At 66.6% G+C, this 12817-nt stretch carries 12 protein-coding genes and 1 riboswitch; of the genes, 7 read left to right on the top strand and 5 right to left on the bottom strand.

Features of this window, described 5'->3' with window-relative positions; genetic code table 11:
- Positions 1-2 precede the first annotated feature (2 nt).
- Positions 3-1391 (bottom strand): TIGR03013 family XrtA/PEP-CTERM system glycosyltransferase, encoded by a 1389-nt coding sequence (locus tag ASE50_RS15395; RefSeq protein WP_055999058.1) that lies wholly within the window; start codon positions 1389-1391, stop codon positions 3-5.
- A 179-nt stretch (positions 1392-1570) separates the two neighbouring features.
- Between ASE50_RS15395 and ASE50_RS15400 the strand changes: the two genes are divergently transcribed.
- The 5 genes from ASE50_RS15400 (at position 1571) to ASE50_RS15420 (ending at position 5598) form a co-directional block, all read left to right on the top strand.
- Positions 1571-2626 (top strand): mannose-1-phosphate guanylyltransferase/mannose-6-phosphate isomerase, encoded by a 1056-nt coding sequence (locus tag ASE50_RS15400; RefSeq protein ID WP_082439053.1) that lies wholly within the window; start codon positions 1571-1573, stop codon positions 2624-2626.
- 128 nt (positions 2627-2754) lie between these two features.
- On the top strand, positions 2755-4200 hold the full coding sequence (locus ASE50_RS15405; RefSeq protein WP_082439054.1) for a S41 family peptidase: 1446 nt from the start codon (positions 2755-2757) through the stop codon (positions 4198-4200).
- A gap of 42 nt (positions 4201-4242) precedes the next feature.
- On the top strand, positions 4243-4548 hold the full coding sequence (locus tag ASE50_RS15410; protein ID WP_056402467.1) for a zinc ribbon domain-containing protein YjdM: 306 nt from the start codon (positions 4243-4245) through the stop codon (positions 4546-4548).
- On the top strand, positions 4545-5273 hold the full coding sequence (ung, locus tag ASE50_RS15415; RefSeq protein WP_082439055.1) for a uracil-DNA glycosylase: 729 nt from the start codon (positions 4545-4547) through the stop codon (positions 5271-5273). The genes ASE50_RS15410 and ung overlap by 4 nt, the downstream gene beginning before the upstream one ends.
- 46 nt (positions 5274-5319) lie before the next feature.
- Positions 5320-5598 carry a hypothetical protein gene (locus ASE50_RS15420; protein ID WP_056402470.1) on the top strand — a complete coding sequence of 93 codons (279 nt, stop codon included), beginning with the start codon at positions 5320-5322 and terminating at the stop codon, positions 5596-5598.
- A 48-nt stretch (positions 5599-5646) separates the two neighbouring features.
- Here the strand turns inward: ASE50_RS15420 and ASE50_RS15425 are convergent, their stop codons facing one another.
- Positions 5647-6906 carry a hypothetical protein gene (locus ASE50_RS15425; protein ID WP_156347496.1) on the bottom strand — a complete coding sequence of 420 codons (1260 nt, stop codon included), beginning with the start codon at positions 6904-6906 and terminating at the stop codon, positions 5647-5649.
- A 268-nt stretch (positions 6907-7174) separates the two neighbouring features.
- Positions 7175-8083 carry a helix-turn-helix domain containing protein gene (locus ASE50_RS15430; protein ID WP_055999052.1) on the bottom strand — a complete coding sequence of 303 codons (909 nt, stop codon included), beginning with the start codon at positions 8081-8083 and terminating at the stop codon, positions 7175-7177.
- An 88-nt stretch (positions 8084-8171) separates the two neighbouring features.
- Between ASE50_RS15430 and ASE50_RS15435 the strand changes: the two genes are divergently transcribed.
- Positions 8172-8426 (top strand): type II toxin-antitoxin system Phd/YefM family antitoxin, encoded by a 255-nt coding sequence (locus ASE50_RS15435; protein ID WP_055999049.1) that lies wholly within the window; start codon positions 8172-8174, stop codon positions 8424-8426.
- Complete coding sequence (locus tag ASE50_RS15440; RefSeq protein ID WP_055999046.1) at positions 8423-8689, top strand: Txe/YoeB family addiction module toxin; 267 nt, start codon at positions 8423-8425, stop codon at positions 8687-8689. Before ASE50_RS15435 ends, ASE50_RS15440 begins: the two co-directional genes overlap by 4 nt.
- Positions 8690-9356: 667 nt before the next feature.
- On the opposite strand, the gene thiC is transcribed toward ASE50_RS15440, so the two are convergent.
- Both thiC and dinB read right to left on the bottom strand, forming a co-directional pair.
- Positions 9357-11252 (bottom strand): phosphomethylpyrimidine synthase ThiC, encoded by a 1896-nt coding sequence (gene thiC, locus ASE50_RS15445; protein ID WP_056402476.1) that lies wholly within the window; start codon positions 11250-11252, stop codon positions 9357-9359.
- A gap of 40 nt (positions 11253-11292) precedes the next feature.
- Positions 11293-11383: riboswitch (TPP riboswitch) on the bottom strand.
- Positions 11384-11575: 192 nt separating this feature from the next.
- Positions 11576-12646 (bottom strand): DNA polymerase IV, encoded by a 1071-nt coding sequence (dinB, locus tag ASE50_RS15450; protein ID WP_056402478.1) that lies wholly within the window; start codon positions 12644-12646, stop codon positions 11576-11578.
- Positions 12647-12817: the final 171 nt, after the last annotated feature.

Raw genomic sequence — 12817 nt, forward strand, 5'->3', positions numbered from 1 at the left:
GATCACCGCGCCCCGCCCGACCAGATCACGACGCGCAGCGTCTGCAACAGGATCAGCAGGTCGAGGAACGGCGAATAGTTCTTGGCATAATACAGGTCGTATTCCAGCTTCTGCCGGGCATCGTCGATCGATGCGCCATAGGGATAGTTGATCTGTGCCCAGCCGGTGATGCCGGGCTTCACCATATGCCGTTCGGCATAATAAGGCAGCTTGTCCTCCAGCGCGGACACGAACTCCGGGCGTTCCGGGCGGGGGCCGACGAAGCTCATCTCGCCGACCAGCACGCTCCAGCACTGCGGCAGCTCGTCGATCCGCGTCTTGCGCAGGATGCGGCCGATGCGGGTGATGCGGGGATCGTTCTTTTCGGCCCAGACCGCGGTCCCGGCCGCTTCGGCATCGGTGCGCATCGACCGCAGCTTCGGAATGTCGAAGCCGCTGCTGTACAGCCCGACGCGGCGCTGGCGGTAGAAGACCGGGCCGCGGCTGTCGAGCTTCACCGCGATCGCCGCGACCAGCAGGACCGGCAGCGTCAGCGTCAGCAGCAACAGGCTGGCGGCGATGTCGAACATCCGCTTGAACACGCTCGACACCATCCGCCCCGACGAGAAGCCGTCAGAGAAGATCAGCCATGACGGGCTGACGCTGTCGAGGTCGACGCGACCCGTTTCGCGTTCGAGGAAGGTCGAGATTTCGTTGACATGGACGCCGGTGGTGCGGATGCGCAGCAAGTCCTTGAGCGGCAGGGCGTTGCGCCGCTCCTCCAGCGCCAGCACGACCTCCGATGCGCCGAGCAGCACGACGTGATCGGCAAGGTTGTAGATGGCGTCGCGGGCGATCGCTTCGGGGATCACCCGGTTCGCCTCGCTCATCGCGACATAGCCGACGACGACGAAACCGGCACCGGGCGTCCGGCCGAGATCCTTCAGCCGCTGCGCGCGCGGACCTGCCCCCAGCACGATCACCCGCCGCTTGAACGCCTGCCCCCCGAACAGCGTACCGGTCAGGATGCGCAAGGTCAGCAGCAGCACCGCCGCGAAGCCCAGCCCGTAAGCAAGGTTCGACCGCCAGAAGGTGATCGACGGCGCGAGGAAAAAGACGACCGCGAGGAAGATCGCTCCCACCGCGACCGCGACGATCAGCCGCGCCGCGGCGAACTTGATCGATTGCAGCGCATCGGTGCCGTAGATGCCGACCGCGACCAGTGCCGTTTCGAGACAGACGGCGAAGCTGAGCAATTGCGGGATGCGGGTGTGGATCGGCTCGACCGCCATGTCGATCTGCATCGCCCGCGTGACCCAGCCGAGTTCGGCCGCCACCAGCAGGACGAGAAAGTCGAGCAGACCCAGCAGCAAGACGGCGTGCGGAATATAATGTTTGAACAGCCGAATCATCGCCGGGCTCTCGATACAGGTGTAAGCCAGTCCGACACCCACCCCGTATCGCGCGAAAGCGCAAAGAAATACTGAACGCGACGGATACGCATCGTCACATCGTTGTTGTATCGCAACAGTCGCTTGCCCGTCCGGGCGGGCTCTTTTTGCCTGCCTGATCCTGTTCGGAGATCCGATCCATGCCCGTTTCGTCCGCCATCGTCCCCGTCATTCTGTCCGGGGGGGCGGGCACCCGCCTGTGGCCGATGTCGCGGCCCGAACGGCCCAAGCAGTTCCTCGCACTGACCGCCGCCGAGACGATGCTGCAGCTGACCGCGCGCCGGGCTGCGGGCGAAGGCTATGCCGCGCCGATCGTCGTCGCCAACGCCGCCCATGCCGATGCGGTCGCCGACCAGCTGTCGGCCATCGGTTCGACCCCGCAGGCGATCATCCTCGAACCGATGGGCCGCAACACCGCGCCCGCCATCGCGCTGGCGGCGATCGCGGCGGGCAGCGGCGATGCGCCGTTGCTGGTGATGCCGTCGGACCATGTCATCCTCGACCTCGAGGCATTTCGTGCCGCGATCGACCGTGCGCTCCCGCTGGTCGAGGATGGCTGGATGGTGACGTTCGGCATCGCCCCCGACGCGCCCGAGACCGGCTATGGCTGGATCAAGGTCGGCGCGCCGTTGGCGGAAGGCGTGCACCGTGTCGACCGCTTCGTCGAGAAGCCGCCGCTGGATGCGGCGGAGGCGATGCTGGCGTCGGGCGACCATGCGTGGAACGGCGGCATCTTCCTGTTCCGCGCCGACCGGTTCCTTGACGCGATCGGCCGGTTTGTGCCGACGATGCTGGAAGCGGCGCAGGGATCGATGGACCGGGCGCAGCGCGACGGCATCTGCATCCGCCCCGAAGCCGAGGCGTTCGCCGCCAGCCCGTCCGACTCGATCGACTATGCGGTGATGGAGCGCGATGACCGGGTGGCGGTGGCACCGGTGGCGATGGGATGGAGCGATGTCGGCAGTTGGGACGCGCTGCACGCGATCAGCGACCGCGACGATGCGCACAATGCCACCGGCGGCGACGTGACGCTGGTCGACACCAGCGGCTGCCTCGTCCGGTCGGATGGGGTGCGGATCGCGATGGTCGGGGTCAGCGACCTGATCGTCGTCGCCAGCGGCAACGACGTCATGATCCTGCCGCGCGGACGTTCGCAGGAGGTCAAGCGCCTGCTGGAGGCGATGAAGGGGAACTGAACCGAACCAGTACGTTAGCGCACCGGCGAAACCCCCTTCCCTTCGCCGGTACGTAGCCTAGGCTGTCGCGACAGTATGGAGTGCGCGTAGTGCGGGCAGGATTCGGTGCGGCGTTGGGCGTATTGGCGATGCTATCGGCCTGCGGAGGCGGGGGCGGAAGCGGCAGCGTCCTGGGTGGCGGCAGCAGCGGCGGGGTTTCCCCGACGCCCTCCGCCACGCCGACACCGACCCCTACCACCACGGCGGGCTGTTCGCTGCGCGAGCGGCAGGACTGGGCACTGGCCCAGCTGCGCGAATGGTATCTGTTCCCCGAAACGCTGCCGACGAGCCTCAGCCCCGCGCCCTACGCCACGGTCGACGCCTATGTCGACGCGCTGACAGCGACCGCGCGGGCGCAGGGGCGCGACCGGTACTTCACCTATCTGACGTCGATCGCCGAGGAAGACGCCTATTACGACGCGGGCGAGACCGCCGGCTTCGGCACCCGCTTCGCGCTCGACACGACCGGCCGCCGCCTGTTCGTCATCGAATCGTTCGAAGGGACGCCGGCGCTGAACGCCGGTATCGATCGCGGGACCGAGATCCTGCAGATCGGCACCAGCGGCGGCAGCCTGCGCAGCGTATCGGCGATCATCGATGCGACCGGTATCGACGGCCTGAACGATGCGCTGGGCCCCGATACGGTTGGCACCGCGCGCACGTTCGAGTTCCGCACCGCCGAGGGCACGACCCGCACCGAGACCGTCGCCAAGGCCGACTATGCGCTGCTGCCGGTATCGACCCGCTATGGTGCCAAGGTGCTGACCGATGGCGGCAAGAAGGTCGGGTATATCAACCTGCGCACGTTCATCACCACCGCCAACCAGCCGCTGCGCGACGCCTTCGCCAGTTTCCGGGCGCAGGGGATCACCGAGTTCGTCATCGATTTCCGTTATAATGGCGGCGGGCTGATCTCGGTCGCCGATCTGATGGGCGACCTGTTGGGCGGCGGCAAATCGACCAGCCAGGTTTATAGCTACACGACCTTCCGTCCCGAGAAATCGTCGGAGAACGAAACGAAATACTTCGCGCCGACCGCACAGTCGGTGACGCCGACCAAGATCGCGTTCATCGGCACCGGCCGCACCGCATCGGCCAGTGAATTGGTCATCAACGCCTTCGTCCCCTATCTCGGCAACAACATGGCGCTGATCGGCACCAACACCTATGGCAAGCCGGTCGGGCAGATCGCGGTCGACCAGGCGGCGTGCGACGACCGGTTGCGCATCGTCGCGCTGTCGGTGCAGAATTCGGCGCGCTCGGCGGCCTATTTCGATGGCCTCGCATCGGTGGTGCCCAACACCTGTTCGGCGACCGACGACATCAACTATCCGCTGGGCGACCCGCGCGAACAGTCGGTCGCCCGCGCGCTCGACTTCCTTGCCGGGCGCAGCTGTTCGCGGATCGGATCGGCGGCGGCGACCGCAGCGGCCCGCGAAGGCTTGCGCGTCGCCGGCGACGGGGTCGAGGGACGGACGCTGCTGCAACCCGCCCGCCCGTCGACCGTGCAGCGCGAGGTCCCGGGCTTGTTCTGACCCGGCCCGCTCGGCTACCCCGGCGGCGGCAAGGGGGACGGCATGGGCGACGACGACTATATCTATGACGAGGCGACCGGCGAATGGGTACCCGCGTCGCAGGCGGCGGGACCCGCGACCGACGACGACGCGGTCGTGGTGCGTGACGCGGTCGGCAACGTGCTGGCCGATGGCGATCAGGTGACGCTCATCAAGGACCTGACCGTCAAGGGCGCAGGCCAGACGCTGAAGCGCGGCACACTCATCAAGTCGATCCGCCTGACTGGCGATGCGCAGGAGATCGACTGCAAGTTCGACGGGATCAAGGGGTTGGTGCTGCGCGCCGAGTTCGTCCGCAAGCGGACATGATCGCCGGGATCGATCCCAGTTGGGAACCGGCGCTTGGGCCCCTGCTGGCCAGCGACACGATGGCGCGCCTGCGCGATTTCCTGAAAGGCGAGAAGGCGGCCGGCAAACGCATCCTGCCGCATTCGCGCGACTGGTTCGCGGCGCTGGCGCTGACCCCGCTGGATCAGGTCCGGGTCGTCATTCTGGGGCAGGACCCGTATCACGGGCCGGGACAGGCGCATGGCCTGTCCTTTTCGGTCCGGCCGGGCGTCGCGGTGCCACCGTCGCTGCGCAACATCTTTAAGGAATTGCAGACCGATCTGGGCCTGACGCCGCCCGCGCACGGGTTTCTGGAGCATTGGGCGCGGCAGGGGGTGCTGCTGCTCAACACCGTGCTGACCGTCGAGCAGCACCATGCCGCATCGCATGCCGGGCGCGGGTGGGAGGCGTTCACCGACGCCGTCGTCCATGCCGTCGCCGACCGGGCGGAACCGACCGTGTTCCTGCTATGGGGCGCACATGCCCAGAAGAAGGCCGCGTTCGTCCGCGACGTGGGCGCAGGGGGTCGCCACCTCGTGCTGCGCGCGCGTCACCCCTCCCCCTTGTCGGCGCATAGCGGCTGGTTCGGCAGTCGTCCGTTCAGCCAGGCCAATGCGTTTCTGGCCGAGCATGGCCGGGGGACGATCGACTGGTCGCTGCCCGAACTCGATACGATGCCGGAACCATCCGTCCCCGTCGACGATTGATGCGGCCGACCGCCAGCCCGGCGGGACCGACTTCAAGGGGTTACAGATGAAGAAGATGATGACGGCGACCGGCCTGGCCACGTTGATGCTGCTGGGTGCCTGCGGCGGCAATGCCGACGACAAGGCCGCCGACAATATCGAGGCGATGACCGAGAACAGGGCGGACGCGCTGGAAGACCAGGCCGACCTGACCAGCAACGAGCAGGTCGAGGACGCACTGGAAGCGCAGGCCGAGAACGTCCGCGACATGGGCGAGGACGCCGCCGAGAAGGCCGACGACGACGACAATGCGCAGGTCGAACAGGCCGTCCGCAACCGGATGTAAGCGGAACCGCCGCACCCCCGATCGCGGGGGTGCGGCACCGTTGCCCCCCTATCCGGCGAGCGATGCGTCCGGTGTCGCCACCACCGGTGGCAGATCGGGCATGCCCGGCAGGTCGTAGCGATCCATGCTGACCCCGGCACAGCCATAGGTGGCCCGGTTCTGCCACTGCGCCTTGCTTAGCTTTGCCGCCAATGCGGGTTGCCGCGTCGCCAGCGTCTTTGCAGCATCCTCGCCCTGCCCCGCAAAGAGCACGCCGTCGAACCGCTTCCCATCGGCATGGCGCGCATTCACATAGGGTACGAAGTCGCCGAGATAGGCGACCTGTCCGGGTTCGACATGCACCATCGGCGCCCCGAAGCAGTTGGTGGTGGTGACCGGCAGGTTCGCGACCGACATCGCGTTCAGCACATAGTCGCCCGGCGTCACGCGCAGCACCTGCACCTCATAGGGTGACTTCCGGTCGCCGCTGTTGACCGTCAGGCCATAGGTGGTCAGGTCGTTCTTCGCCTTCCAGTCGCGCGGGCGGTACAGCGCGTCGTGCTTGCCCGCATTGTAGCGCAGCAGCTGCAACTGCGCCGAGCGGCCGGCGCTGGCCGCGTCCAGCCGGCGAAAGGCGACGACGATCGCCGCCTCGCCCGGTGCCAGCACGAACGGCGCGGCGGCCTCGACCTTCTTCCCCAGAAACACCGTCCCCGGCAGGGTCAGCGGGGCATCGATCCGCCATGACGGATCGACCGGGGTGGTGAAGCCGGTGCGCTCGGTTACCTTGCCGGCGACCTCCGCCTCGCCGATCTGCCGGTCGAGATAGGCGATCCGCTCGGCCTCTGGCATCGCCGTGATCTTTGCGGCGACGGCATCGTCGCGCTCGACCAGCCGCCAGCCACGGATCAGCAAACAGCTTTGCCGGTTCGCCCGCCGCTGCTGCCCCTGCGCGATCGCGCCGGCGATCAGCCCGCCGAGCAGGCCACCGGCCCCCGCCGCGATCGGCGAGATTACCGCCGGGTTGTAGACCATCGGCACCGTCCCCGCCGGGGTGCGCGATCCGCGCGCGATCAGCCGGCATTGCTGCCACGCCAGATCATAGCCGGCACGCGTGGCACCGGGCCGGTTGTAGAAGCGCGACGGCGTCAGGTCGCGCGCGGCATCCTCGGCAATCTCCTTGGGATCGTCGACCGGCGCGACCGTGCCTTGCGCGGCCGGCGTCGCCGCCCCGCCGCCCGTCGGCGCCTGCGTCGTCTGCACCGCCTGCGCCAGCACCTGCCCAGGCAACATCGCCGCCATTCCCGCGATCAGGATCGAACGTCTCATCATACCCCCCTGCCGGCGCTCGCCCCCGAGGCCGGTCTAAGGAGATGATAGCATCGTATCCGGTTCAGGGAAGCGGGCAGCCGCAGGCAGGCGGGACAGGACCGGACGGGCGGCGGACGCCGGATGACGCCCCACCTCCCGTCCAAAGGTCACAAAGGTCACACTCGCCGCATCGTGCGCGCCGTGCGTGGCGGCTTGGGGCGCGGGCGTTTGCCGTGGGGTTCGGACGCCGGATCGTGCCGGGAGCCCTGTCCAAAGGTCACGAAAGTCACACTCGCCGCGTCTTGCGCGCCGCACGTGGCGGTTTCGGGCGTTTGGGGCGGGGAACGGTGATGCCGCGCTTGGCCAGTTCCAGTTCGATCTCGAACGCCTCGCCCAGCGGCCCGGGTTCCGACAGATGCAGGTCGTCCTGCGCGGCCCATGCCGCCGCCAGTGCTTCGGGCATGGGCGGCTCGACCGGTGCCGCGACCGGTTCGGGACGACGGTCGGGGTCGAGCCAGCCGGGAAGTTTGCCATCGCCTAGGTCGGCGACCTCGATCGCGACGTCGAGATCGGCAGGGGCCATCAGCTTTTCGGGCTCGGCGGGTGGCACGGGGGTGAGCGCGTCGAGCGCCTCGGCGACGCTGGGCGTCGGGGTTGGGGCCGGTGCCTCCGCCTCGCCGCGCGCCGACCGGCGGCGCTGCTGTTTGCCGTAGCGGTCGGGATAATGGGCGGCGAGCAGGAACATCAGCATCCGGTCGCCGGGGCGATGCCGCGACCCGACCCGCCGCCCATTGGCATCGAGCACCGGTTCGACGGTGCCGTTGATCGCGCGGTCGAATGCCACGTCGACCAGCATCCCCACGGCTTGCGCGACGGCGGCATCCCACGCGCGCGCGAAGGCCTCGCCACCGGGTGAACGGCGCAGGCGATAGGCGGTGCTGGGCGACATGCCGACCGCGCGCGCCGCATCGGCGACCGACCCGCCATCGGCGAGGGTTTCGATGAAATCGCGCTGTTTCTTATCGGACCAGCCGTCGCTGCGCGGTTTGCGGCGGACGGGGACCCATTGATAGTCGGCGGGGTCATAGCCGTTGGCGTCGAGATAGGGCGTCTCGGACGGAACGGTCAGGTTCGAGGGGGCGTGCGCCGGGACGGGCGCGGGCGAATGCTCGGAGAGCTGGCTTTGGTTGCGCATGGGCGGAGGGGAACATATTGGGAACTTGTAGGACAGGAGTTTTTGCGCGGCCCCTTGTGTTCTGTACAATGTTCCGTACACTCTGCTCATGGAATCGATCAGCTTCACCGAATCCCGTGCCAACCTGAAGTCGGTTATGGACCGGGTCGTTGCCGACCGGGTGCCGGTGGCAATCACTCGTCAGCGGGGTGAGGGCGTCGTCATGGTATCGGCCAGCGAATGGGCGTCGATCGAAGAGACGCTGTATCTGCTGCGATCGCCGAAGAATGCGGAGCGGTTGCTGAAAAGCATCGCGGAACTGGAAGCTGGTGGCGGTGAGGTTCACGAGCTGATCCAGCCGTGAACGTCCGTTTCTCGTCGCGTTCATGGGCGGAGTATCTCGACCTGCACGCGACCGACCTCAAGCTGTTCGCAAAGTGCAACGCGCTGATCGAGGAATGTCGGCGGCATCCGTTCAAGGGAACGGGCAAGCCCGAGCCGCTGGGCGGAAACCTGTCTGGCTGGTGGTCGCGTCGGATCAGCCATGAGCATCGGTTGGTGTATCGAGTGGCCGGGTCGGGCGAGATGCAGATGCTGGAGGTGGCGCAGTGCCGGTATCATTATTGAGCTTAAAGAACCACAACGATCAAAATAACCGAACGTTGACGCTTCTGACACTTGCACCGCGATTTAGTTTCTGACACCTTACCAATGTCGAAGCTGAATGGCTCCACCGCATAGCGGTGATCGCCCCGTTGACGCTTCGATGCACAGTCGTGCGGGCACAACTCCCCCGCGCAGCGGGGCTTGCGTAACGTTCTTTAAAGTAACTGCTCGACTGTATCAGCGTTGCACCACCTCTTGCCGGAGGTGGTGCAAGCTGGAGGCGGATGCCTACCTCGCTCTGGAGAACGAGGTTGAACCTTAGTTGCCCTCACATAAGAGTCAACGCGCGCATCCGACGTTGCACTCATTCTCAACAGAGGCGACAAAGCATGACTAACGGGCGCGTGAAACTGGGAACGATGGTCGACATCGGTGATTACTGCCCGGAAACCGGATACTGGCGTCATGGAGCGTCCGGTTCCCCTACATACATCGCGCAGGGGCATCGCATTCCTCCAACTGATGATGGTACCAGCGTTTGGACGTTGATCCTTTACGCATAAACTGAAGGCCGGCGGGAACCCCGCCGGCCTTTTTATTGAACGTGCCGCCCGCCCGCGGCCACGCCCCTCCACCATGCTGCGCATGGTTCCCCTCCCCGCATAGCGGGGAGGAGTTTTTAGTCCGATTACTCCGCTGGCAGGTACACCTCGCTGCCCTTCTCGCGGAACTTCTCGCTCATTTCCGCCATGCCGGCCTCGGCCGCCGCTACCGAGGCGGGGCCGTTGGCGAACAGCGCGCGGTCCGCATCCGCCTTGTCGGCGGCGAGGAAGGTGTCGGCCGGGGCGTTCTGCTTGGCGGCGAATTCGCGGACTTCGGCCGTGATCTTCATCGAGCAGAATTTGGGACCGCACATCGAACAGAAATGCGCGGTCTTGGCGCCTTCGGCGGGCAAGGTCTGGTCGTGGTAGGATTCCGCCGTGTCGGGGTCGAGCGACAGGTTGAACTGGTCGCGCCAGCGGAAATCGAAGCGGGCGCGCGACAGGGCGTCGTCGCGCATCTGTGCGGCCGGATGGCCCTTGGCCAGATCGGCGGCATGGGCGGCGAGCTTGTAGGTGACCACGCCGACCTTTACATCGTCGCGGTCGGGCAGGCCCAGATGCTCCTTGGGCGTGACGTAGCAGAGCATCGCCGTGCCGTACCAGCCGATCATCGCCGCGCCGATGCCGCTGGTGATATGGTCGTAGCCCGGCGCGATGTCGGTGGTGAGCGGCCCGAGGGTATAGAAAGGCGCTTCACCGCAGACCTGCAGCTGCTTTTCCATATTCTCCTTGATCTTGTGCATCGGCACATGGCCGGGGCCTTCGATCATGACCTGCACGTCCTGCGCCCAGGCACGGTGGGTCAGTTCGCCGAGCGTGAAGAGCTCGCTGAACTGCGCTTCGTCATTGGCATCGGCGATCGAACCGGGGCGGAGACCATCGCCCAGCGAATAGGCGATGTCATACGCCTTCATGATCTCGGTGATCTCGTCGAAATGTTCGTAGAGGAACGATTCGCGGTGATGGGCGAGGCACCATTTCGCCATGATCGACCCGCCGCGCGACACGATGCCGGTGACGCGCTTCGCGGTCATCGGGATGTAGGGCAGGCGGACGCCGGCATGGATGGTGAAGTAATCCACGCCCTGTTCGGCCTGTTCGATCAGCGTGTCGCGGAAGATGTCCCACGTCAGTTCCTCGGCGATGCCGCCGACCTTTTCGAGCGCCTGATAGATCGGCACCGTGCCGATCGGCACCGGCGAGTTGCGCAGTATCCATTCGCGGGTGTCGTGGATGTTGCGGCCGGTCGACAGGTCCATGACCGTGTCGGCGCCCCAGCGGATCGACCAGACCAGCTTGTCGACTTCGGCGGCGACGTTCGATGCGACCGCGCTGTTGCCGATGTTGGCGTTGATCTTGACGAGGAAATTGCGGCCGATCGCCATCGGTTCGGTTTCGGGGTGGTTGATGTTGTTGGGGATGATCGCCCGGCCGCGCGCCACTTCGTCGCGGACGAATTCGGGGGTCACGAAATCGGGGATCGCCGCGCCGAAGCTCTCGCCGTCGCGGACATATTCGCGCAGCATTTCGCGGCCCAGATTCTCGCGGGTCGCGACATATTCCATTTCGGGGGTGATGATGCCGCGCCGGGCATAGTGCATCTGGCTGACGTTCGCGCCGGCCTTGGCGCGCAGCGGGCGCTTGACGACGTTCGGAAAGGGCTGGACGCCGCCCGAACGGTCGGGGCCGAGCTGGCCGTTATCCTCGGGGCGCAGTTCGCGGGCGTCGTAGCTCTCGACGTCGCCACGGGCCATGATCCAGTCGCGGCGCAGCTGCGGCAGGCCGGCCATGATGTCGATGCGGGCGTTCGGGTCGGTATACGGCCCCGACGTGTCATAGACGTTGAGCGGCGGTTCGCCCGACGAAGGGTCGAGGTCGATCGCGCGCATCGCGACGTTCAGGGGGCCGATATGCACCTTGCGGCTGCCACGGATCGGGCCGGTGGTGACGCCGATTTCGGTCTTTGCGGGGATGTCTGCCATATTCCACTCCATGCGGAGGGGGCGGAACTGGTGTGGCCGCTCCCTCCCTACGCCGGTGTCAGCCGGATCAGGTTCAGCGGGTCGAAGGCTGCGGCCTTCCTCTCAAGCGTGACGGAACGCTCCCCCGGGGACGCTGCGGTTGTAGGCGGGTTGCGGGCGGGCGTCAAAGCGTTGGTGGGGCGGCCCGACACGAACCGCCGTCATTCCGGCGGAGGCCGGAATCCATGGATGGGGCGACGGTGCGGCACGATCGACAGCACCCGACACAATGGATTCCGGCCTTCGCCGGAATGACGATGGTCGGTTGGGTCGTGGAGCCAACTTTACAACAGGTCGAGCTGGCCGGTCGGAGGCTCATCCCCGCCGAAGCCGGCCATCGTCACCCCCACCAGCCGCAACCCCATGCGCAACGGATAGAGCGTCGCGATCAGCCCGCGGGCGGTGGCGTGCAGCGTCGCGCGGTCGCGGACCGGTGCGCCCAGCGTGCGGCTGCGGGTGACGATGCGGAAATCGGCGTATTTCGCCTTTACGGTGACGGTGCGGCCATGTTGTCCGGTCTTCTCCACCCAGTCCCAAACGTCGTCGGCCATCGCCAGCACCCGCTCCTCGATCGCTTCCGGATCGGTCAGGTCGTGGTGGAAGGTGGTTTCGGAGCCCGACGATTTGCGCACGCGGTTGGGGCGGACCGGGCGGTGGTCCTCGGCGCGGGCGATGCCGTGATACCAGCCGCCCGCCTTGCCGAAGGTGCGTTGCAGGTCGGGCAGCGTCCAGCCCGCCAGATCGGCGCCGGTGCGGATGCCCAGCGCCTCCATGCGCTCGACCGTCTTGGGGCCGATGCCGTGGAACTTGCCGACCGGCAGCGACGCGACGACGCGCGGGCCGGCCTTGACCGGAATGACGAACTGGCCATTGGGCTTGTTCATGTCGGACGCCAGTTTGGCGAGGAACTTGTTGTAGCTGATCCCCGCCGAGGCGGTGAGGCCGGTGACCGAAAGGATGCGGGCGCGGATTTCCTGCGCCGTCGCGGTGGCGCTGGGCAGGCCGCGCCGGTTGGCGGTGACGTCGAGATAGGCCTCGTCGAGCGACAGCGGCTCGACCAGGTCGGTATAGTCGAGAAAGATGTCACGGATCTGGCCGCTGACCGCCTTGTACACCTCGAAGCGGGGGCGGACGAAGATCAGGTCGGGGCAACGCCGGATCGCAGTGACCGACGGCATGGCGGAGCGCACACCGAACACGCGCGCTTCATAGGATGCGGCGGCGACCACGCCACGCCCGCTCGACCCGCCGACCGCGACCGGCTTTCCTTTGAGCTCAGGCGCATCACGCTGTTCGACCGACGCGAAAAAGGCGTCCATGTCGACATGGATGATCTTGCGGGTAGGGTCCGACATCTCGCGGGTTTACAATGGCCTGCGGTAGCGGCCCGCGCAAGAACAAAAGGCGAATGCGTACTCTCTCGTCAGCCCCTCTGAGTTCACAAACGAAGTGCAACACCTGAGACAGGTGCTGCCATGTCCATCTACCGTCAGTTATCGCTCGAGGAACGGTGTTCGATTGCCCGG

The sequence above is a fragment of the Sphingomonas sp. Leaf5 genome (assembly GCF_001421155.1).
Lineage (GTDB): Bacteria > Pseudomonadota > Alphaproteobacteria > Sphingomonadales > Sphingomonadaceae > Sphingomonas.

Excerpts from the sequence above, each read along its gene's own strand:
- ASE50_RS15410 (WP_056402467.1), top strand. The coding sequence starts at position 4,243 with ATGGGCGACGACGACTATATCTATGACGAGGCGACCGGCGAATGGGTA.
- thiC (WP_056402476.1), bottom strand. The coding sequence starts at position 11,252 with ATGGCAGACATCCCCGCAAAGACCGAAATCGGCGTCACCACCGGCCCG.
- ASE50_RS15430 (WP_055999052.1), bottom strand. The coding sequence starts at position 8,083 with ATGCGCAACCAAAGCCAGCTCTCCGAGCATTCGCCCGCGCCCGTCCCG.
- ASE50_RS15425 (WP_156347496.1), bottom strand. The coding sequence starts at position 6,906 with ATGAGACGTTCGATCCTGATCGCGGGAATGGCGGCGATGTTGCCTGGG.
- ASE50_RS15395 (WP_055999058.1), bottom strand. The coding sequence starts at position 1,391 with ATGATTCGGCTGTTCAAACATTATATTCCGCACGCCGTCTTGCTGCTG.
- ASE50_RS15405 (WP_082439054.1), top strand. The coding sequence starts at position 2,755 with ATGCTATCGGCCTGCGGAGGCGGGGGCGGAAGCGGCAGCGTCCTGGGT.
- ASE50_RS15400 (WP_082439053.1), top strand. The coding sequence starts at position 1,571 with ATGCCCGTTTCGTCCGCCATCGTCCCCGTCATTCTGTCCGGGGGGGCG.
- dinB (WP_056402478.1), bottom strand. The coding sequence starts at position 12,646 with ATGTCGGACCCTACCCGCAAGATCATCCATGTCGACATGGACGCCTTT.
- ASE50_RS15435 (WP_055999049.1), top strand. The coding sequence starts at position 8,172 with ATGGAATCGATCAGCTTCACCGAATCCCGTGCCAACCTGAAGTCGGTT.
- ASE50_RS15420 (WP_056402470.1), top strand. The coding sequence starts at position 5,320 with ATGAAGAAGATGATGACGGCGACCGGCCTGGCCACGTTGATGCTGCTG.
- ung (WP_082439055.1), top strand. The coding sequence starts at position 4,545 with ATGATCGCCGGGATCGATCCCAGTTGGGAACCGGCGCTTGGGCCCCTG.